Source organism: Arthrobacter sp. K41, from assembly GCF_059089645.1.
In genome coordinates this window covers 83061-103823 of sequence record NZ_JBNHEW010000005.1, presented here as the reverse complement: position 1 = coordinate 103823, position 20763 = coordinate 83061, and the positions used below count along the sequence as shown (strand labels likewise).

Annotated in this window: 22 protein-coding genes; 14 read left to right on the top strand and 8 right to left on the bottom strand. The window is 66.4% G+C overall.

All coding sequences use genetic code 11. The features are described from left to right. Together AC5RTE_RS13035 and AC5RTE_RS13030 are read left to right on the top strand one after the other, a co-directional pair. A complete protein-coding gene (locus tag AC5RTE_RS13035) occupies nt 1-810 on the top strand; it encodes a thiazole synthase (protein ID WP_494041825.1) in 810 nt (269 codons plus the stop codon). A 47-nt stretch (nt 811-857) separates the two neighbouring features. Continuing rightward, a complete protein-coding gene (locus tag AC5RTE_RS13030; RefSeq protein WP_494041824.1) occupies nt 858-1196 on the top strand; it encodes a 4a-hydroxytetrahydrobiopterin dehydratase in 339 nt (112 codons plus the stop codon). Between the two features lie 48 nt (nt 1197-1244). Here the strand turns inward: AC5RTE_RS13030 and AC5RTE_RS13025 are convergent, their stop codons facing one another. Genes AC5RTE_RS13025 through AC5RTE_RS13015 form a run of 3 tightly spaced genes read right to left on the bottom strand, consistent with a single transcriptional unit; the run spans nt 1245 to nt 2527 of the window. After that, nucleotides 1245-1547 (bottom strand): hypothetical protein, encoded by a 303-nt coding sequence (locus AC5RTE_RS13025; protein ID WP_494041823.1) that lies wholly within the window; start codon nt 1545-1547, stop codon nt 1245-1247. A gap of 40 nt (nt 1548-1587) precedes the next feature. Next, entirely contained in the window at nt 1588-1812 is a 225-nt protein-coding gene (locus AC5RTE_RS13020; protein WP_494041822.1) for a DUF3107 domain-containing protein, read from the bottom strand. A gap of 49 nt (nt 1813-1861) precedes the next feature. Then, a complete protein-coding gene (locus tag AC5RTE_RS13015; protein WP_494041821.1) occupies nt 1862-2527 on the bottom strand; it encodes a TetR/AcrR family transcriptional regulator in 666 nt (221 codons plus the stop codon). A gap of 84 nt (nt 2528-2611) precedes the next feature. On the opposite strand from AC5RTE_RS13015, the gene moeB reads away from it, so the two are divergent. Next, the gene (gene moeB / locus AC5RTE_RS13010; protein WP_494041820.1) at nt 2612-3811 is read left to right on the top strand and encodes a molybdopterin-synthase adenylyltransferase MoeB; all 1200 of its coding nucleotides are present in this window, start codon (nt 2612-2614) and stop codon (nt 3809-3811) included. 134 nt (nt 3812-3945) lie between these two features. Here the strand turns inward: moeB and AC5RTE_RS13005 are convergent, their stop codons facing one another. After that, complete coding sequence (locus AC5RTE_RS13005; RefSeq protein WP_494041819.1) at nt 3946-5265, bottom strand: glutamyl-tRNA reductase; 1320 nt, start codon at nt 5263-5265, stop codon at nt 3946-3948. A gap of 158 nt (nt 5266-5423) precedes the next feature. Here AC5RTE_RS13005 and hemE point away from each other — a divergent pair, with 158 nt between their 5' ends. The 10 genes from hemE to hemL all read left to right on the top strand — a co-directional run bounded on the left by hemE (nt 5424) and on the right by hemL (nt 16668). After that, complete coding sequence (hemE, locus tag AC5RTE_RS13000) at nt 5424-6518, top strand: uroporphyrinogen decarboxylase (RefSeq protein WP_494041818.1); 1095 nt, start codon at nt 5424-5426, stop codon at nt 6516-6518. 3 nt (nt 6519-6521) lie between these two features. After that, on the top strand, nt 6522-7943 hold the full coding sequence (hemG, locus tag AC5RTE_RS12995) for a protoporphyrinogen oxidase (protein WP_494041817.1): 1422 nt from the start codon (nt 6522-6524) through the stop codon (nt 7941-7943). Between the two features lie 105 nt (nt 7944-8048). Continuing rightward, a complete protein-coding gene (locus AC5RTE_RS12990) occupies nt 8049-9056 on the top strand; it encodes a hypothetical protein (RefSeq protein ID WP_494041816.1) in 1008 nt (335 codons plus the stop codon). A 115-nt stretch (nt 9057-9171) separates the two neighbouring features. After that, complete coding sequence (gene hemQ, locus AC5RTE_RS12985; RefSeq protein ID WP_494041815.1) at nt 9172-9873, top strand: hydrogen peroxide-dependent heme synthase; 702 nt, start codon at nt 9172-9174, stop codon at nt 9871-9873. Beyond that, a complete protein-coding gene (locus AC5RTE_RS12980) occupies nt 9870-11162 on the top strand; it encodes a ferrochelatase (RefSeq protein ID WP_494041814.1) in 1293 nt (430 codons plus the stop codon). The genes hemQ and AC5RTE_RS12980 overlap by 4 nt, the downstream gene beginning before the upstream one ends. Further along, complete coding sequence (gene hemC / locus AC5RTE_RS12975; protein ID WP_494041813.1) at nt 11159-12157, top strand: hydroxymethylbilane synthase; 999 nt, start codon at nt 11159-11161, stop codon at nt 12155-12157. The genes AC5RTE_RS12980 and hemC overlap by 4 nt, the downstream gene beginning before the upstream one ends. Nucleotides 12158-12217: 60 nt before the next feature. Beyond that, nucleotides 12218-13123, top strand: a complete 906-nt coding sequence (locus tag AC5RTE_RS12970; RefSeq protein ID WP_494041812.1) for a uroporphyrinogen-III synthase — start codon at nt 12218-12220, stop codon at nt 13121-13123. 58 nt (nt 13124-13181) lie between these two features. Then, a complete protein-coding gene (hemB, locus tag AC5RTE_RS12965) occupies nt 13182-14165 on the top strand; it encodes a porphobilinogen synthase (RefSeq protein WP_494041811.1) in 984 nt (327 codons plus the stop codon). Then, entirely contained in the window at nt 14162-15307 is a 1146-nt protein-coding gene (locus AC5RTE_RS12960) for an LLM class flavin-dependent oxidoreductase (protein WP_494041810.1), read from the top strand. Before hemB ends, AC5RTE_RS12960 begins: the two co-directional genes overlap by 4 nt. Before the next feature lie 29 nt (nt 15308-15336). Further along, complete coding sequence (gene hemL, locus AC5RTE_RS12955; RefSeq protein WP_494041809.1) at nt 15337-16668, top strand: glutamate-1-semialdehyde 2,1-aminomutase; 1332 nt, start codon at nt 15337-15339, stop codon at nt 16666-16668. 99 nt (nt 16669-16767) lie between these two features. Here the strand turns inward: hemL and AC5RTE_RS12950 are convergent, their stop codons facing one another. The 4 genes from AC5RTE_RS12950 to AC5RTE_RS12935 form a co-directional block, all read right to left on the bottom strand. Further along, entirely contained in the window at nt 16768-17505 is a 738-nt protein-coding gene (locus AC5RTE_RS12950; protein WP_494041808.1) for an amino acid ABC transporter ATP-binding protein, read from the bottom strand. Beyond that, nucleotides 17502-18266 (bottom strand): amino acid ABC transporter permease, encoded by a 765-nt coding sequence (locus tag AC5RTE_RS12945; protein WP_494041807.1) that lies wholly within the window; start codon nt 18264-18266, stop codon nt 17502-17504. The genes AC5RTE_RS12950 and AC5RTE_RS12945 overlap by 4 nt, the downstream gene beginning before the upstream one ends. Nucleotides 18267-18282: 16 nt before the next feature. Beyond that, nucleotides 18283-19224 carry an ABC transporter substrate-binding protein gene (locus tag AC5RTE_RS12940; protein WP_494041806.1) on the bottom strand — a complete coding sequence of 314 codons (942 nt, stop codon included), beginning with the start codon at nt 19222-19224 and terminating at the stop codon, nt 18283-18285. A 329-nt stretch (nt 19225-19553) separates the two neighbouring features. Next, nucleotides 19554-20264 carry a 3'-5' exonuclease gene (locus AC5RTE_RS12935; RefSeq protein ID WP_494041805.1) on the bottom strand — a complete coding sequence of 237 codons (711 nt, stop codon included), beginning with the start codon at nt 20262-20264 and terminating at the stop codon, nt 19554-19556. Nucleotides 20265-20327: 63 nt separating this feature from the next. Here AC5RTE_RS12935 and AC5RTE_RS12930 point away from each other — a divergent pair, with 63 nt between their 5' ends. Next, nucleotides 20328-20744 carry an MGMT family protein gene (locus AC5RTE_RS12930; RefSeq protein WP_494041804.1) on the top strand — a complete coding sequence of 139 codons (417 nt, stop codon included), beginning with the start codon at nt 20328-20330 and terminating at the stop codon, nt 20742-20744. Nucleotides 20745-20763 lie beyond the last annotated feature (19 nt).

Below are 20763 nucleotides of genomic sequence, written 5' to 3'. Positions count from 1 at the left end.
ATGACCGAAACCATCACCACCTCAAGCTCAACCGGCCAGGACGATCCGCTGGTGATCGACGGCGTCGCGCTGACCTCCCGGCTCATCATGGGCACCGGCGGTGCCCCCAGTCTTGACGGCCTGGGGGCGGCCCTCCTGGCCTCCGGAACCGCCCTGACCACCGTGGCCATGCGGCGGTACTCCACCGCGGAAACGGGCTCACTTTTCCAGCTGCTCGTGAACCACGGCATCCGCGTATTGCCCAACACGGCCGGCTGCTTTACTGCCCGGGACGCCGTGCTGACCGCCGAACTGGCCCGTGAGGCGCTGGAAACAGATTGGGTGAAGCTGGAAGTCATTGCCGACGAACAGACCCTGCTGCCGGACGCCGTCGAACTGGTGGACGCCACGGAGCAGCTCGTCAACAGGGGATTCAAGGTTTTTGCGTACACCAACGACGACCCTGTCCTTGCCCTGCGGCTCGAGAACCTCGGGGCCACTGCCGTGATGCCGCTGGGGGCACCGATCGGCACGGGACTGGGCATCCTTAACCCGCACAATATCGAGCTGATCGTCGCCCGCGCCTCAGTGCCGGTGGTTCTGGACGCCGGCATCGGCACTGCCTCGGACGCGGCCCTGGCCATGGAACTGGGCTGCGACGCCGTCCTGCTGGCCACGGCCGTGACCCGGGCACAGAATCCTGCCCTGATGGGGGAAGCCTTCAAACACGCGGTGATCGCCGGTAGGCTGGCACAAGCGGCCGGCAGGATACCGCGCCGCGAACATGCACTGGCGTCCTCGGCCATGGAGGGCCGGGCCGAGTTCCTCTAGGCCTCCCCCTGGTGCTGCGGGCGCCGGCCACCAGGCAAGGAGCAGCTATGGCCGGCAAGGACGTTCTTTCTCCCGAGCGGCTCGAGGACGCCTTGGCGGTCCTGCCGGACTGGCAGTACAGCGGGGGTGCGCTGGTGACCGCATACAAACTGCCGACGGCGGCTGCAGCGCTTGAGCTGATTGCCGCCGTCGGGCGCCTCTCCGAGGAGCAAAACCACCACCCTGACCTGGAGTGGCGGTACAACCTGGTGTACCTCCGGTATACCTCCCACGACGCCGGGGGAGAGGTCACGGCCCGCGACGTGCGCGCGGCCGAGGCAGTACGTGAAGCTGCAGCCGCGCTGCAGGCGGTTGCCGAGCCTAAGAAGCATCCCGCCGGCTCTTAACCGCCTGTGGCCACTGCCCCGGGCAGTGGCCACAGTATTGCGGTCCGGTTAGAGCTTTAGGGCGGCAGTAAGCCGTTCCAGGTCCTGCCTGGCCCTTGTGCGTCCCAGATAGAGGACAACGGCCACCGCCGCCGCAGTACCCAAAATAATGGGGAGGACCCACGGCAGCCACGTCATTCCCGGCCGGTAACCGAAGCCCGCAGCCATCAAAATGATCCAGGTAACAGCCCCCACACCCACGCTGACGGCGGCGGGAAGGACTGCCCCGTATTTTGTGTGCCGTTTGTCATTGGCCCAGACGATGAAACCTGCAGCTGCTGTTACCAGCACCACGATGGTCAGCGAAAGCATGCCTCTCCTTGGAATGCCGGCCCCGGGCCGGGGCTCGGGACTAGAACTGGCCGAAACCTACGCGGCGGACTTCTTCGGCTCCGATCTCGACGTAGGCGAGGGCCTTGCCGGGAACAATGATCAGGCGTCCCTTGTCATCCTTGAGCCGCAGTTCGCCGCCGCTGGTGATGGCTTCCTCCACAACTTTGGCTACGGAGTCTGCGTCCTGGACAGATTCCAGCACAATCTCGCGGCCAACATTCTGCACGCCGATCTTAATTTCCACAGGGGCCTCCCAGCCGTTCACGTTTCTCGGTTTATGTCTTATTTGTAGTCTAGGACTCTTTGGGGAAGCGAGAGATTCCGCGCCAAGCTAAACGGTAAATGAGGTCACTGGCCACATCCAGGTCCAGGTTCCCGTCTGTTTCGAGCCAGTACCGGGCACTGACCTGCGCCATCCCGGCAAGCCCGCGTCCCAGCAGCTCTGCCTCCAGGTGGGGGAGCTTTGTGTCCTCCGCGATGACGTGGGCAATGGCATCGGCAAACGTCCGGTTGAAGGTTTCCAGCCGCGAGCTGACGTCCGGATCGTTAATGAGGTCTGATTCGAAAACCAGCCGGTGGGCCTGGTCATCGTTGGCGATGAACTGGAAATAGGCGCGCATCACGGCCTGAACACGTTCGTCGTTGTCCGTGGTGGAGTTCAGCGCTCCCAGCATCAGTTCCGTGAGGGACGCCAGGTGGCTCTCGAGCAGGGCAAGGTACAGTTCCCGCTTCGAGGGGAAGTGCTGGTACAGGACAGGTTTGCTGACATGGGCGGTTTCGGCGATTTCGTCCATGGCGGCGCCGTGATAACCGTTGGCAACAAAGACTTCCTGTGCTGCGGTAAGAAGTTGTGCTCGCCGTTCGTCCCTTGGAAGCCGGGCGGACCGTTGCCCCGCGGGGCGCGAAGCGGTTTGGGGTTCGGCTGCGGACGGGCGGTCAGCCCGTGCTTCGTGGACCACAGTTGTCCTTCTTTCCCTTGCAGTTACCCCCACTCTACTTCGGGGTAATATGACCCGGCGGTATCCCGGGGCATACATTGAAGTATGGCTTCGTCATTCACGGCAAATGTTTCGGCTGTCTCACTGGATCCCCTGGTTGAACCGGCGGGTGCGCTCACTCCTGGCGAGGTGGAGCGCTACTCGCGGCACCTCATCATTCCCGAGATCGGCGCGCTGGGGCAGCGGCGGCTGAAAAACGCAAAAGTACTGGTGATCGGCGCCGGCGGGCTCGGATCACCCGCGCTGCTCTACCTGGCGGCCGCCGGGGTGGGAACAATCGGAATCATCGACGACGACGCCGTTGACCTCAGCAACCTGCAGCGCCAGGTCATCCACGGCGTGGCGGACGTGGGCCGGCCGAAGATTGAATCGGCGCGGGACGCCATCGCCGCCCTCAATCCGCTGGTGGACGTCCGGCTGCATAACGTCAGGCTCGATGCCTCCAACGCCCTGGAGCTGTTCGCCGGCTACGACCTCATCATGGACGGTGCCGACAACTTTGCCACCCGCTACCTGGTGAATGACGCCGCCGCCATCCTTGGCAAGCCATACGTGTGGGGCTCCATCTTCCGGTTTGACGGGCAGGTGAGTGTCTTTTGGGAAAAGCACGGGCCCACCTACCGTGACCTCTATCCTGAAGCGCCGCCGGCGGGCTCCGTTCCGTCCTGCGGCGAGGGCGGCGTGTTCGGGATGCTCTGCGCAGCCGTGGGGTCGCTGATGGTGACTGAGGCAGTGAAGCTGATTACCGGCGTCGGACGTTCATTGCTGGGCAGGGTGGCCCTGTTCGACGCCCTGGGCGGCAGCTGGCGGGAGATCCGCGTGTCCAAGGACCCGGCAGCAGAGCCCATCACTGAGCTGACCGACTACGAGGCGTTCTGCGGCATCACCCCGGCAGCGCAGGCGGACACGGAACACACGGTCACCGCAACGCAGCTGGCCACCATGCTGGCGTCCAGGAACGCGGGCCTGAAGGACTTCGAGCTGGTGGATGTGCGGGAGCCCGGCGAGTACGACATTGTGCGCATCGACGGCGCCGTGCTCATCCCGCAGGGACGGATCCTCGCCGGTGAGGCGTGGCAGGAGCTTCCGCAGGACCGGGACATTGTGTTCCTGTGCAAGGCCGGTACCCGCTCTGCGAACGTGCTGGCGGCGGCCCAAAAGGCGGGTTATCAGCGGGTCAGCCATCTCGACGGCGGAATCCTGGCCTGGGTGCGCGAGGTGGAGCCCAGCAAGCCGGTCTACTGACCCGCACCCCCTGCCACGCTCTCTCACTTACTGCACCTTTTTGCGGAACCTTCTCTCACTTCCGTGTGAATAGTGAGAGAGGGTTGCCGGAAAGTCTGCAGGATCTGAGAGAGGGTTGCCTGGGCGGTGGGTGGTCAGGCGCTTTCGAGGCCGCTGTGGTCCACCGGGCACTCGGCCTGTGGAGCTGCACGTGCTGCCGGCTGCTCCACGGTGATCCCGTAGAGGGCTTCCAGCGCTGCCACGTACTCGTCCTGCTGTCCGTTGGCGGCAAGTTCCCGGGCGCGCACCGTGGGGACGTGAAGAAGCTGTTTGACCATGCGCCGAAGTGCGAACTCCACTTCCTCGGCCGCGGCGGTGCAGCCGTGCCGGGCGCGGACTTTTTCCATCTCGGCGTCCAGGACGTCCATGGTGTGCCGCCGCAGCGCGACAATCGCGGAATCCACGGAACGGGCCTCCCGTTCCTGTTCAAAGGCCTTGGCGGCGCCGCTGACAATGCCGCTGGCCTGGGTGAGTGATTCAGCCTGTTCCTGCGGTGCGGCGAGGCGTACGGACTCCAGCGTCAGCAGCTCAACGCCGTCCAGTTCGCCCACGCCGGGGTCGAAGTCGTGTGTCAGGGCGAGGTCGATGGCAATCAACGGCTGCGGCGAATCCACACGTACCAGGGCAAGTTCGTCAGCTTCCACCCGGGTGTCGGAACCGCTGCAGCCGATCATCACGTCGGCTGCGGCAACGGCGGAATGGAGCGATTCGGCGTCGAGCGCAGTGCCGCCGCGAGTAGCGACAAACCCTTCAGCGCGGCCCGAAGAGGAGAAAACGGAGATGTCGGTGCAGCCGCGCTCACGCAGCAGAGCCATTGTGGCACCTGCGTAGGCTCCGGTGCCGAAGACCACTACCTTCTTGTTGGACCAGTCCGGGTTCTCGGACAGATCCGTAGCCAGGTCCAACGCCACGGAAACGATGGACAGGCCCCTGGAACCGAGGGCGGTCTGCGCGCCGACGTCCTTGGCGGTCTTGGAGGCGGCCTGGAAAAGGCGGACAAGCCCGGAACTTGCGGTTCCTTCATGCTGTGCGGTGATCAGTGCACGGCGTACCTGGCCGGCGATTTCACGCTCTCCAACCACCGCTGAATCCAGTCCGGCGCTGACGGCGAAGAGGTGCTGGCTTACTTCGGGTCCGGTGCGGGTGCTGAAGGAGCGGGAGACGAGCGGCTCGCTCAGTCCGCTGACTTCGCTGATCTGTGCGACGAGGGCGGCCCGGGCGGCCTCAACATCGTCCGGGTGGGGTGCTTCGCCGTAGATTTCGTACCGGTTGCAGGTGGCAAGGACCACTGCACCCGTCACTGCCGGCGATCCGGAGAGAGCGGATGTGGCGATCCCCGAAGCACCGCTGCTCAACTGAGCAACGGTCTCAAGATCGATGTCGGCGTGTGTAGCCACCAATGAGAAAAGAACCACAGCAGGTCAATCATAGCTTTTTCGTTCCTCGGTAGAACAACTGCCCGGCACCGAAGCGGGCGGCCGGGGCTGTGATTCCTGCCACGACGCGGGCGGGGCGCTCTGCCATGACAGCCTGTCGTTATCTTTTACTGCCGTTTTTGGGCACAATCAAAGGCATGACTTCGACCCCTGCCACGTCCGCTGCCGGCGCCCTTGCTGCAGACCATCCACTGGTGGATGGCCGCACCGCAGACTCGCCGCTGATCACGGCCTACCGGGGTGGAAAGCCGTCCCGCCGTCCTGTCTGGTTCATGCGGCAGGCCGGACGCTCCCTGCCGGAGTACCTCAAGGTCCGGGAAGGCATCGCCATGCTGGACTCCTGCCTGCGGCCGGAGCTTGCCTCGGAGATCACGCTCCAGCCGGTCCGCCGTCACGACGTGGACGCCGGCATCTTCTTTTCCGACATCGTTATCCCCCTGAAGCTCGCAGGGGTGGGCGTGGATATCGTCCCCGGAGTAGGTCCGGTCCTGGACAGGCCCGTGCGGACCGCCGCCGACGTCGCAGCCCTGCCGCAGCTGACCTGGGAGGCGCTTGAGCCCATCCGGGAAGCGGTTCGCCTTACCGTGGCAGAACTCGGCAGCACCCCCCTGATAGGTTTCGCCGGGGCGCCTTTCACCTTGGCGGCCTACATGGTGGAGGGCAAGCCGTCCCGCGACCACCTCGGACCGCGCACCATGATGCACGCGGACCCGGAGACTTGGCAGGCCCTCGCCAGCTGGGCCGCCGATGCGTCCGGCCTGTTCCTGCAGGCCCAGCTGGAAGCCGGCGCCTCCGCCGGGCAGCTGTTCGACTCCTGGGCGGGCTCACTGGGCCTGGCCGACTACTCAAAGTTTGTGGCGCCGGCATCCACCCGGGCCCTCGACCACGTGCGGCACCTGGGCGCGCCGCTCATCCACTTCGGGACCGGCACCTCCGAGCTGCTCGTGGCCATGCGGGACGTCGGCGTGGACGTGGTGGGCGTTGACTACCGCCTGCCGCTGGACGAGGCCAACCGCCGGCTGGGCGGGTCCGTCCCGCTCCAGGGCAACATCGACCCTGCCCTCCTCCCGGCCCCCTGGGAAATCCTCGAAGCCCACGTCCGCTCTGTTATCGCCGCCGGAGCGGCGGCACCCGGCCATGTCCTCAACCTGGGCCACGGCGTTCCTCCCGAGACCGACCCGGCCGTCCTGACCCGGGTCGTGGAACTCATTCACTCCATCTCGCCGGAGTAAACCGTGACGGGTCACCCGGCTGGTGCCCGGTCCGCGCTGGTGCTGGGCGGCGGGATAGCAGGCCTCCTGTCTGCCCGGGAGCTCGCTGCTGCCGGACACCGCGTCACAGTCCTCGAGGCCGGCGGGGAGTGGGGCGGCTGCGTAGGCAGCCACGTCGTAGCGGGCCTGACATTGGACAGCGGCGCAGAGTCCTTCGCCACCCGGTCCGACGCCGTCGCGGACCTGGCCGCCCAGTTGGGCCTTGCGGACAGGATCGTTGCGCCCCGGCCTGGCGGCGCCTGGGTACAGCTCCCGGACGGCCCCCGCGAACTTCCCAAGACCGGCGTTTTGGGAATTCCCGCCAACCCCTGGGATCCCGAAGTCCGCCGGTCCCTGGGCCTGCCGGGCTCGCTCCGGGCCTCCCTCGACAGGATCCTGCCGGCGTCCATCGGAACGAGTGCGGACGTTGTCAGCGTGTCCGCGCTCGTCCGAGCCCGTATGGGACGGCGTGTTCTTGAGCGGCTGGTAGAGCCCGTAGTGGGCGGCGTCCACTCTGCAGATCCGGGACTGCTCGACGTCGACATGGTGGCCCCCGGGCTTCGCGCCGGACTGCGGAAGCACGGCTCCCTGGCCGACGCGGTGGCTGCGCAGCGGCGCAACCGCAGCGGACCGGCCAAGGCAGGATCCGCCGTCGCGGGCCTCGAAGGCGGCATGCACACCCTGGTCAGCGCCCTCGTTCGTGACCTCCGTGGCCGGGGCATCACGCTCCTCGCCAATGTCCGCGCAACCTCGGTGGTGCGGACAGCGGATGGGTGGCGCGTTGGCGCCGCCGGGGAAACGTTCGACGCCGGTTTGCTGGCTGTGGCAGTGGACGGACCGGCCGCCGTCGGGCTGCTGCAGCACGAGGTCCCGGCCATAGCGGGAAAGCAACCCGGTTCTGGGCCCGACGTGCAGCTCGTCACCCTGGTCCTGGACAAGCCCGAACTGGACCGCCGACCCCGCGGCACCGGCATCCTCGTTGCGCCCCAAACTTCCGGCGTCCAGGCAAAGGCCCTGACCCATGCCACCGGCAAGTGGGATTGGCTGGCGGCCGCCGCAGGCCCCGGGCGGCACGTCCTCCGGCTTTCCTACGGACGGGTTGACGGCGGCGGCAACCAATTGGGCAGGCCGGATACGGACGATGGGCTCCTGGCAGCAGCACTTTCCGACGCATCGGCACTGCTGGGCGTGGGCATCAGCCGGCAGGACGTCGTGGACTGGGACGTTGTCAGGTGGGGCGGCTCCCTGCCCTTTGCCGCCGTCGGGCACCGTGCCAAGGTGATGGCAATTCGGGAAGCATGCAACGCCGTCGGCGGCCTGGCCGTGGTGGGCGGCTGGGCAGCCGGGAACGGACTGGCCGCAGTGGTGTCCGACACGGTGACGCAGATCCGGAGCCTGGCCGGCTGAACGTTGGTGCTGGTCAGCGGGACTACTGCGCCAAACACGCCGGCCTGGAAGCGTTGTTCGGCGCCCCACCGGTTTTTAGATCGGGCGACCCCGTAGTTAGGGTCGATGACTATGGTTTACAACAGGTCCGAGCTTTCCATGTCCCGGACCGGTACCAACGGGGGAGTCCGGCGCGGCGCAGCAGCCGCGGCAATCGGAGCGGTACTGGTTCTAGCCACAGGCGTCCCGGCGTCCCAGGCGGCTGAGGGATCCCCGAGCACTGGTGACCCGGCGGTTCCTGCCGTGGACACTCAATCCCTCCCGGTGGTAGCCCAGTTCCGGGGCAGTTCGGAGGATGCGCGCGAGGACGCGCCCGGGCAGAACCGCGGGAAGGACGCCAACGGTAAGGCTCCGGGAGGGAACGGGCATGGCCCTGGTTCTAAGCAGCACGCCGGTCCCAGCCCCGCTGCCACTCCTTCCGCGGTCCCGTCAGTACTTCGGCCAGCCGTAACGGCTAACCCGAAGCCCGACTCAACGCCCGCGCCCACTGCCCCTGCCGCAGTGTCACCGGCGCCGACATCCAGCGCCGCCGCATCCGGTACTCCGGCCGCCAGCCGCCCTGCGGCGCCCACCCCTGCCGGTTCCGCACCCGCATCGTCGGGGAAGGCGCCCGGCGTCGCGCCCACGGTTCCTGCCGCCGCTCCCGAGCTGCCCGCCGGCAGCGCCCCCGCGCCGGCCGCTCCGGCTGTTCCGGAAACGCCTGCAGCGGCGGGCGGGATCACGCCGGCAAAGCCGGCTTCGCCTGGATCGGACGCAGCCGGGAATTTCCCATCGGCAGAAAAAGACGGTGCCGTGACGGGCGCCGTGCCGGATGCAGCCCCGGCGGCCCGCGCCGCGGAAGGTGACCTCTCAGCGACCGGCGGGCAGGGGGCATATGTGCCGGTCTACTCGATGCCGCAGGCCCTGCCGGCGTGGACGCCCTACACCGCAGCGGTACCTGGCAACAGTGCCCGGACCAGTGCCAGCCTCACTGCCCAGCCGGAACCTAAGAGTGCCCTGGTATGGCTTGGCTCAGGGCTGGTAGGGGTTGCCGGCGCCGCGGGAATGGTTTTCTTCCGGCTGCGGAATCCCTAGGCCCGGCTGCCGGGAGCGCCGGAACAGCTGCCGATACTGTGACCTTAGTCACTTCTACGCACTGTAGAACTCGCTGGTTTCGACTTGACGGGTACGAGGGGGCAAACTTGTAACCATGAGCCACACTTCTGCCGAATCTGTCACTAAAACCGAAGAATCAGCCGAGCAGTTCTTTACCCTTTGGACGGTCTTCAAGCGCTCCGAAGCCCTGATCCGCAGCGCTGATGCTGCCGCCGACTTCGAAGCCCTGCTGGAACGGCTCGCCGAGGCGGGCGTGACGCATCGCGGCAGCTACGACGTTTCCGCAATGCGCGCAGATGCCGACGTGATGGTGTGGCTCCACGGCCCCAAGCCGGAAGCGCTTCAGCAGGCAATCCGCGATATCCGCCGGAGTACCCTTTTTGCCGGAACCGAGATCGTCTGGTCCGCGATGGGCGTGCACCGTGAGGCCGAGTTCGCGAAGAACCACACTCCCGCGTACTCCCGGGGGGTGGCACCTGCCGAGTGGCTGTGCGTTTACCCGTTTGTCCGCTCCTACGAGTGGTACATCCTGCCGGACGCTGAGCGCGGGAAGATGCTTCGCGACCACGGGCTGCTGGGCCGCGACTTCCCGCAGGTCATCTCCAACACCGTCTCTTCCTTCGCGCTGGGCGACTGGGAATGGATCCTGGGCCTGGAGGCGCCCGAGCTCGTGGACCTGGTGGACCTCATGCGCCACCTGCGCGCCACGGAAGCACGCAACCACGTCCGCGAGGAGATACCCTTCTACACCGGACGCCGGATTTCTCCCGCGGAAGTTGCAGAGGTGCTGGCATGAGCCCCCTTGACGCCCGGGATCCCGCGGGAGTTACCGCTCTCAATCCCGTAACCGAGGCGGGCCGGATGGCCCCCAAGGATTACGACGCCGTCCTGCTCGCGTCCTTCGGTGGCCCCGAAGGGCAGGAGGACGTGATTCCGTTCCTCCGCAACGTCACCCGCGGCCGGGGCATCCCGGACGAACGGCTCGAAGAAGTCTCGCACCACTACCGTGCCAACGGCGGCATCAGCCCCATCAACCAGCAGAACCGTGAGCTGAAGGCGGCCCTTGAGGCAGAGCTTGCCGCCCGGGGCATCGACCTTCCGGTGCTCTGGGGCAACCGCAACTGGGCCCCGTACATTCCGGAGACCCTGCAGGACGCCTACGACGCCGGGCACCGCCGCCTGCTCATGATCACCACCAGTGCCTACTCCTGTTACTCCAGTTGCCGCCAGTACCGCGAGGACATCGGCATGGCACTGACCGAGACCGGCCTGGACGGCCGGCTCGAGGTGGACAAGGTGCGCCAGTACTTCGACCACCCCGGCTTCGTGGAGCCTTTCGTCGAAGGCACCGCCGCGGGCCTGGCGGACGTGCAGGCAAAGCTTGCCGCCGCCGGCACGCCCGACGCTCCGGTTCAGATCCTGTTCGCCACCCACTCCATCCCCACGCGTGACGCAGACGCCGCAGGCCGGTCCGAGGGCGAACCCCGCGAATTCGAAGAGGGCTCGGCGTATGTTGCCCAGCACCTTGCCACCGCTGCCGTTGTAATCCAGCGTGTGGAAGAGGAATCAGGCCTCACCGCCCCCTGGAGCCTTGTCTACCAGTCCCGGTCGGGCGCCCCGCACGTGCCGTGGCTCGAGCCGGACATCAACGACGCCATCGAGGAGCTGGCAGGCCAGGGCGTCAAAGGCATCGTCATTGTGCCGCTCGGTTTTGTCAGCGACCACATGGAAGTTGTCTGGGACCTGGACACGGAAGCCCTGGAGACCTGCGCAAACCTCGGTCTCGCCGCGACACGCGTTCCAACACCCGGCACGCACCGCAAGTTCGTCAATGGCATGGTGGACCTGATTTCAGAGCGTACCGCCACCAACAACATCAGCGAACGCCCGGCCGTGACCGCCCTGGGGCCCTGGTACGACGTCTGCCGTCCGGGATGCTGCGCGAACTTCCGGGGTGAAAAGCCGACCATCGCAGGAGCGGACACCACTATCGGGACCGGCCACGATCCCTACCCCGGTGAAGCCGCCGGGGACCAGTCCGCCGCAGGCCAGTCCAGCCCGGCCGGGGGAGCGCCGCACCAGTGACGGTCCGTATCGGAACCCGTGCCAGCAAGCTGGCACTGACCCAGACGCAGCAGACTGCCGACCAGCTCGCCGCCGTCGGAGGCTTCCCCGTGGAGCTCGTCCACATCCGGACCGACGGCGACGTCCTCACCGGTTCCTTGTCGCAGATGGGCGGCACAGGCGTTTTCGTCGCTGCCCTGCGGGATGCGCTGCTGCGCAACGAGTGCGACGTGGCGATTCATTCGCTCAAGGATTTGCCCACCGGCCCGGCAGTAGGGCTGAGCCTGGCGGCGACGCCCAAGCGGGTGGATGTGCGGGATGTCCTCTGCGCGCGGGACGGCCTGAAACTGGCCGACCTTCCGCACGGCGCCACTGTGGGCACGGGCTCGCCCCGCCGTGCGGCGCAGCTCCGCACAGCCCGGCCCGATCTCGACATCATGGACATCCGCGGCAACGTGGACACCCGGCTGGGCAGGGTACCCGGGCTGCCCGGCAACGCAACGGATGAGGTGGCTGCGGGCAAGTCCTGCGACCTCGATGCCGTGGTTCTTGCTGCCGCAGGTCTGGAGCGCATCGGCCGGCTGGACGCCGTCAGCGAATTCCTCGAAACGGACGTTATGCTGCCCGCTGCCGGCCAGGGCTCGCTCGCCATTGAATGCCGCACCGCCGACGCCCCGCCCCGGCCGGGTTCCACCGACGGCTCGAGGGAAGTCCTGGCACAGGCACTTGGCGCGCTGGACGATCCGGATACCCGGCTCGCCGTCACCGCTGAGCGTGCCCTGCTGGCCCGGCTGGAAGCCGGCTGTGCAGCACCGGTGGGCGCCTATGCCTTCCGTAAGGGCAGCATGCTTCACCTTGAAGCCGTGGTCTGTGCCGTGGACGGCACCGCTTCGGTCAGGGACAAGCGGGCAACTGACGGGCTCACGGAAGTAGGGGCCACCCTGCTGGGCATCGAACTCGCAGAAATCCTCCTGGCCGCCGGTGCCGCCGATATCGCGGACCTGCAGGCCTCCTGAGCCGGCCGTGGAAGTGCCTGCCCGTGGTGTCCAGTACCCGCCAGACGGGGAGACCTGACCATGACGGACAGCAGCACGGCCGGCGCCGCTGCGGAGCTAGGGAGCGGGAAGCCGCTGGGCGGTGCCAAGGTACTGATAACCCGCAGCCCGGAACGGTCACTGCAATTTTTGGCGGCGCTTGCGGAGGCCGGCGCGGAGCCGCTCCTGCTTCCACTGATCGACTTCGAACGCGCCGCGGACCAGCACTCCCTGGATGTCGCCTGCGATGCGCTCGGCGCTGGCGCTTTCGACTGGCTGGTGGTGAGCAGTGCAACCACAGTCCACGTACTCAACGCCAAGGCAAGTGAACGGGGAGTGACGCTTCAGCAGTGGATTCCTGCGCGCACGCGGGTCGCTGCAATAGGACCGGCCTGCCGACGGCTCCTCGAAGCCGCCGGCCTTCCGGTGGCGCTGACGCCCAGTAACGAACAGTCCGCCGCCGGACTCCTGGAGGTCTGGCCTGCCGGCGCCGGGAAGGTACTGCTGCCCCAGGCGGACATCGCCCCGCCACGCCTCGCCGAAGGTTTGACGGCGGCGGGCAGCACCGTCACCGCAATCACCGCGTACCGTACGGTTGACTACCCGGCGGCAGCGGAGCGCAGGCTGGCAATACCGTCTGAGGATGCGGGACCGGGGCAGCCGACGCCGTCTTACTCCCTCCTGGCACCGGAGGCAGCCGCCGCAGACATCGCAGCCGGGAGGATCCACGCAGTGGTGGCGGCTTCGCCCAGCGCCGTGAGGCGCATCTTCGCGCTCCCGCTGTTGCGCCGATGCCGCCTGGTGGTGATCGGGCGGTCGACGGCGGAACAGGCCGCTGCTTTGGGCCTCCCCGTGGCAGCAGTCGCCGAAGAACCAACGCCCCGGGGGCTGGTTGCCGCCGTCGAAACGGCGCTCGGTGCAGGACAGCCCGCAGGTGAGCCGCCGTAAGGGGCAGCAAACGCCAGTTGGAACTTTCCCGCTTTACCCTCACCGTGAAGGACACCGAATGACTTTTCCGAGCCAACGCCCCCGCCGCCTGCGCACCACCCCCGCCATGCGCCGATTGACCGCTGAAACCCGGCTGGCCCCGGCAGAGCTGATTTTGCCGGCTTTCATCCGGGAAGGCCTCAGCGAGCCGAACCCCATCAGTTCGATGCCCGGCGTCGTCCAGCACACCACGGAGACGCTCAGGCGGGCAGCGGCAGAAGCCGTGCAGCTGGGCCTGGGCGGGATCATGCTGTTCGGCATCCCGGAGACCCGCGACGCAGAGGGCACTGCCTCCCTTGACCCTGAGGGAGTCCTGAACAAGGCCATCCGGGACGTCCGGGCAGAGGTGGGCGACGACCTGGTGATCATGAGCGATGTTTGCCTGGACGAGTTCACAGACCACGGGCACTGCGGCGTACTGGATGCCGGGGGGTACGTGGACAACGACCGTACCGTTGGGATCTACGCGCAGATGGCGGTAGCGCAGGCGGAGGCCGGAGCCCACATGCTAGGTCCCTCCGGCATGATGGACGGGCAGGTCGCGGCGATCCGCACCGCCCTGGACCAGGCAGGCCACACCAACACGTCCGTCATTGCCTATGCTGCAAAGTACGCATCGGCCTTCTACGGACCGTTCCGGGAAGCCGTGGACTCCCAGCTCAAGGGGGACCGCCGGACCTACCAGATGGACGCGGGCAACCGCACCGAAGCCCTCCGCGAGGTGGAACTCGACCTCGCCGAGGGTGCAGACGTAGTGATGGTGAAACCGGCCATGAGCTACCTTGACATCGTTGCCGACGTGGCGGCCATGAGCCCTGTCCCGGTGGCGGCCTACCAAATCTCGGGGGAGTACGCCATGATCGAGGCTGCGGCCGCGAACGGCTGGATCGACAGGCGGGCGGCCATCACCGAATCCGTGCTCGGTATCCGCCGCGCGGGTGCCCACATGGTGCTGACCTACTGGGCAGCGGAACTGGCCGGCTGGCTGAAGGAGTCGTCATGAGTGAAACAAGCACCGGCGGGGGAGCCGGTCTGGATCCGGCATCCTCGGGCCGCCTGCCGCAGCCCGCGGCGGGTCCCACCGTTTTGGGGCCCACGGAACCGGTGGGCGAAGGCCGCATCCTGATCGGGCTGAATACCTTTGGCGACGTGGGGGAGCATCGGGACGGCAGCTCCCAGTCGCATGCGCAAGTTCTGCGCCAGCTGCTGGAGCAGGCGGAGCTGGCGGACGCCGTCGGACTTCACGCCTTTGATGTTGGGGAGCACCACCGCAAGGACTACGCCGTGTCTGCGCCCGAGGTCTTCCTCGCCGCGGCTGCCGCCCGCACCACCCGGATCCGCCTCGGTTCGGCCGTTACGGTCCTCAGCTCCGACGATCCCATCCGGGTGTTCCAGCGCTTTTCCACCGTTGACGCGCTCTCCAACGGCCGCGCCGAAGTGATGCTGGGCCGCGGATCATTCGTTGAGTCCTTCCCCTTGTTCGGGCTGGATCTGGCGGACTACGAGGTGCTGTTTGAAGAGAAGCTTGAGCTCTTCGACAAGGTGCGTGCCCAGAAGCCGGTGCATTGGGAAGGCCGGACCCGGCCAGCAATTGCCGGGCTGAGCGTGTACCCGCCCCTGGAACGGCACCTGCTGCCCACCTGGATCGGCGTCGGCGGAACACCCGAATCGGTGCTCCGGTGCGCGCAGTACGGCTACCCCATTATTTTCGCGATCATCGGCGGGCAGCCGCGCGCGTTCCGCCCGCTGGTGGACCTGTACCGGGAGGCCATGTCCAAGTACGGCCACCCAATGCAGCAGGTTGCCACGCATTCGCCCGGCCACGTGGCAGATACGGACGAGCAGGCCCGGGAGGAGCTCTTTCCGCACTGGCTGAAGCTGCGGAACAAGATCGGGGCCGAGCGCGGCTGGGGTCCTGGCGGAAGGGGAGAGTTCGACGCCCTGTGTGCGCCCGAGGGGGCCCTCTACGTCGGCTCACCGGAAACCGTCGCCCGAAAAATTGTCCTGCTCAAACAGACCCTGGGCGTGGACCGTTTCGACCTCAAGTACAGCAACGGCCCGTTGCCGCACTCTGCCATGATGCGTTCCATTGAACTGCTGGGCACGGCGGTGGCGCCCCGGGTGTCGGAACTGCTCGGCAACTGACACGCCGGCCAGCTGAGAGAATAGGAACCATGACTTCCAGCAACCCTCGCAACGAGGCACTCTTCGACCGCGCCCGCCAGCTGATGCCGGGCGGGGTCAACTCTCCTGTACGGGCGTTCGGGTCCGTCGGCGGAACCCCGCGCTTTATGGTCGCTGCCAAGGGCCCCTACCTGACGGACGCCGACGGCAAGGAATACGTGGACCTGGTCTGCTCGTGGGGCCCCGCCCTGCTGGGCCACGCGCACCCCGCCGTACTCGATGCGGTCCACACAGCTGTGGACCGCGGCCTGTCCTTCGGCGCATCCACCCCGGACGAGGCGAACCTCGCGGCCATCGTCAAGGAACGTGTTCCTGCCGCCGAACGGGTCCGGATGGTTTCCACAGGCACCGAAGCCACCATGACGGCTGTCCGGCTTGCCCGCGGCTTCACCGGCCGGAACCTCATCATCAAGTTCGCCGGCTGCTACCATGGCCACCTGGATGGACTGCTGGCCTCGGCCGGCTCCGGCGTAGCCACCCTGGCAATGCCCGGTTCCGCCGGTGTCACCGAGGCCACGGCTGCTGAGACCCTGGTGCTGCCTTACAACGACCTCACTGCCGTCAAGGAAGCATTCGCCGCCCACGGACCCAACATCGCAGCAGTAATCACCGAGGCGGCTCCGGCCAACATGGGCGTAGTCACGCCCGGCGAAGGCTTCAACCTCGGCCTGTCCCGCATCACCCGCGAACACGGCGCGCTGCTCATCGTCGACGAGGTCCTCACAGGGTTCCGCACCGGTTATTCCGGCTACTGGGGCCTCACGGGCGGTGCGCCGGATGCCGCCGAGCCATGGGCCCCGGACCTGCTCACCTTCGGCAAGGTCATCGGCGGCGGAATGCCGACGGCCGCCCTCGGCGGACGTGCGGACATCATGGACTACCTTGCCCCCATCGGTTCGGTGTACCAGGCCGGGACGCTCTCCGGGAATCCCGTGGCGATGGCTGCGGGTGTGGCTACGCTGACCCACGCCACCCGCGACGTCTACTCCTACATCGACGTGCGGTCGCTGGAACTGTCCTCCGCCCTGTCCAGCGCCCTGGACGATGCCGGCGTGGACCACTCCATCCAGTTCGCCGGCAACCTGTTCTCGGTGGCTTTCGGAACCTCGGCCAGCGGCGTGCAGAACTACGCCGACGCCCAGGCGCAGGAGAGCTTCCGGTACGCGCCGTTCTTCCACTCGATGCTGGAATCCGGCGTCTACCTGCCCCCGTCTGTCTTCGAAGCCTGGTTCCTGTCCGCCGCGCACGATGACGCAGCCATGAACCGGATCTTCGACGCCCTTCCGGCCGCAGCAAAAGCAGCAGCCGCCGCCCGCGGCTAGGAAGCCAGGGCAGTCCCGGCGCCGGACACCCGGCGCCGGACAGCAAAAATCCCCGGTTGCATCATGCAACCGGGGATTTTTGTCAGCCCTTGGCAGTTGCTACAAGACGTCCGACAGGAAGTTCTTCAGGCGGTCCGTCCGGGGCTCGCTGAAGATCTGCTGGGGCGGTCCCGACTCGACCACCACGCCCGCGTCCATAAACGTCACCATGTCCGACACGTTGCGGGAGAAGCCCATCTCGTGGGTCACCACCACCATGGTCATGCCGCCCTTTGCGAGGTCCGTCATAAGCGCCAGGACGCCCTTGACGAGCTCAGGGTCCAGCGCGGATGTGGCCTCGTCGAAGAACATTACTTCCGGCTTCATGGCCAGCGCCCGGGCGATCGCCACGCGTTGCTGCTGGCCTCCGGAGAGGTTGGCCGGGCGGGCGTCTGCCTTGTGCTTAAGGCCCACCAGGTCCAGCTGCTCCAGGGCCTCGGCGCGGGCCTGCTCCTGCGACAGCTTCCGGAGCTTCCGCAGCGCCAGGGACACGTTGTCCACCACGGTCTTGTGCGGGAACAGGTTGAACTGCTGGAACACCATGCCGATCCGCTGCCGGAGTTCATCCGGGTTGTCCTTCAGGACCGAGCGGCCATCCAGCAGGATGTCGCCCTGGTCGGGTTCGATCAGCCGGTTCATCACCCGCAGCAGCGTGGACTTGCCCGATCCCGACGGACCGATCACAGAAGCCGTGGTGCCCTTCTCCACGTGCAGGTCAATGCCGCGGAGAACATGGTTGTGGCCGAACGAGAGGTGCAGGTTCTTGCCGGTCAGGGTTCCGGAAGCGAATTCCGTCATGCGTGTGCCCCCTTGCCGATAGGCGCTGCCAGCTCATCCGGTTCCTTCTTCTCCGGCTTGCCGGTACGCAGCCGGTTGTCGATGAAGTTCACGAAGTGCGTCAGCGGGACGGTCAGGATCAGATACAGCACCCCGGCGGCCACCAGCGGAGAAAGGTTGCCCGTGTTGGCCATGGCGTCATTTCCGATCCGAAAGATTTCCCGGTCGGAGGCAGCCAACCCCAGCATGAAGACCAGCGATGAATCCTTCAACAGCGAAATGAACTGGTTCACCAGTGCCGGAAGGACCCGCCGGATGCCCTGCGGCACCACCACCAGCCGCATGGAACTGCCGTAGCTGAATCCGAGCGCCCTGGATGCCTCCAACTGGCCCTTCTCCACGCTCTGAATGCCCGAACGGAAGATCTCACCGATGTAGGCGGCCGCGATCAGCGTCAGGGCCAGGATGCCCAGGGGGTAGGGGTTCCTGGACCCGGTGATTTCACGGGCTATGGGACTTAGCCCAATGCCGATGACAAGGATTACCAGGATGGCGGGGAGGCCCCGGAAGATGTCGGTGTAGATGCGCGCCAGCCAACGGACTCCCGCGTTGCGCGAGATCGCCATCATGGCCAGCCCCAGTCCCAGCAGGGAGCCGAGGACGCCGGAGGCTATGGCCAGGATCAGGGTGTTGGGCAAGCCCACCATGAAGAGGGCGGGAATGACTTTGGCCATTTCCTCCCAGTTGAAGAAGGTGTCAGCCAACTGGTCCAAGAGATCCATAAACGTCCCGGCTCAATCAGCTCTGGGGAACCGTGGCGGCCTTGCTGCCCGGCTTCCAGTCGCTCGGCGTTTCGCGGTCCGGGTACCACTCCTTGGTCAGCTTGGACCAGGTTCCGTCAGCGATTACGGCGTCCAGGCCGGAGTTCAGCGCGTCGATCAGCGGCTGGTTCTCCTTGGCGACGGCGTAGGCAGTGAAGTTCTGCGTGTTGACGACGGACTCGGCGATGACGGTGCCGTCGCCTTCCTTGACCTGTCCGGTGGCCTGCTGCGACGGAGCGACCCACGCGTCCACCTGGCCGTTGCGCACGTTGGCGTAAACGGTGGCGTAGTCCGGGAAGCGGATCGGCTCGAGCTTCAGGGTGTTGGTGACGTAGTCGTCCTGGACGGTGCCCTGGACAACGCCGATCCGGAGATCGCCCTTGAGGTCGGCGAACCCCTTGACGTCGCTGTCGGTCTTGGCCACTACTGCCATGAAGCCGAAGTCGTAGCCGTTGGTGAAGCCGACGTTTTGGCGGCGGGCGTCCGTGGTGGAGATGGAGGAGGAGCCGACGTCGAACTGTTTGGTCTGCACCTGGGAAAGCAGCGCCGAGAAGTCCGTGGCGACGAATTCGACCTCGAGGCCGAGCTTGCCGGCGATGGCGCGCAGCAGTTCGTTGTCGTAACCGGTGAACTTGCCGGAGGGGTCAATGAAGATGTTCGGCGGGGCGTCCGAGAGGGTGCCTACCTCGAGCTTGCCTTCAGTGTTGAGGCCGAGCTTTGTCTTGTCGATCTGATCGATCGGGGTGACGTCGGCGGTGGTGTACTTGTCCAGCGTCTGCTGGTCACTGCCGGCGAGGGCGTCCGTGGGCGTTCCGCTGGGCTCGGCAGAGCCTGAGCCGCCGCCGCACGCTGCGAGGGAAACCGCGAGGGCTAGTGCCACGGGAGCGGTAGTGAGCCACTTCATCGCTTTGATTTTCATCAGGTTGTCACTTTCATTGAGTCATAAGTCAACCGGGCCGCAAGGCTGCGCTGTTGGCGCCTGGCACCTGCCCGGTGCTGGTCAAGCAGGGCCGTGGCAGGGGTGACCGCAAAACTTTATTGTCTCACTACCGCTAATCCCACCCTGATGTCGAACAGCAGAGTACCGAGTCCGGATTCTAGCGAATCTTGTTCGCCCGAATGGTGCTCCGGCGGTCCGTCCTATCCCTCGGGGCGATTAGCAACGAATCCGCGGAGCCGTGAACGGGCCACCACATGAAGCGATATGACTGTGAAATATGTCTCCATGTGCTGTCCGGGACCTGCCGGTCAGAAGCCGCCGGTGCCGGCATCCTGCGGGGGGAGCACTGGCCAGTCGCCTTCAATGACAGCGGCCGGCTTGGTCTTGCGGAGGTAGCCCTGGAAATCGGCGGCCTGGCTCACGGCCCAGTCCACCTGAAGCTGGTGCAACTGACTGGCGGGCATGCTCAACGTCGGGAATTTCCCGGCCATGGCATCCAGGACCTTGAGGGTAGCCAGCGCATCAGCGGCGGACGTGTGGGCGTTGTCCAGGACTACGCCATACTCTTCGCACAAGGCCGTCAGTGTCCGCTTGCCCTTGCGGTAGCGGTCCACCTGCTTATTCATGATGTACGGGTCCAGGACCGGAAACCGCGTGAGCTGCGGGACGCCGTAGCGTGCCGATTCAGCAGCCAGGACCGTGAAATCATAGCTGGCATTGAACGCAATGACGGGAGTGCCGTCGTCGAAAAGCGCCTGCAGCACCGCGGCAAGCTCCTGTGTCACCTCTTGGGCAGGCCTGCCGTCACGCCTGGCCTGCTCAGTGGTGATTCCGTGCACATCACTGGCTTCGGCAGGTATTTCAACTCCCGGATCGGCCAGCCACTCATGTTCTGTGATGACCTCGCCCTTGTGATCCACAACAGTGACTGACGCCGTAACAATGCGGGCGGCGCGCGAGTTGCGGCCGGTGGTTTCGAGGTCGAAGGCTGCGCGGGGAAGGGTGTTCCAGGTGCTCATGCCACAACGCTAACGGGGGCCACCGACAATTCCCGGGAGCGCCACTGCGGCTACATTGGATCAATGCGGATTGAGTATGTGGAGGCGGTACTGGCCATTGTGAGGCTGGTTCCGGCAGGGTCCGCAGTTGCGTACGGCGACGTCGCTGAACTCCTGGGAGCGGGCGGCCCCAGGCAGGTGGGCTCAGTCATGAGCTCCTGCGGAAGCGGTGTTCCGTGGTGGCGCATCGTCAAGGCCAGCGGACAGGCGCCGGAGGGCCACCAGGCCGAAGCCCTCCGCCGCTACCTCCAGGAAGGAACCGTGTTGACCGGTGCCTACGAGTCCTATCTGCGGACGGGGGAGGGTTCCTGGCGTGTTGACCTCTCCGTCGCGCGCTGGGCGCCCGATGATGACGATTTGGACCGCATCGATACCGTCGCCGCAGAGCTGCAGCGCCGGGCCGGCAGAATGTCAGTGGCCGATGATGGAATGTCGGCGTGACAGTAACAGCTCCCTTTAC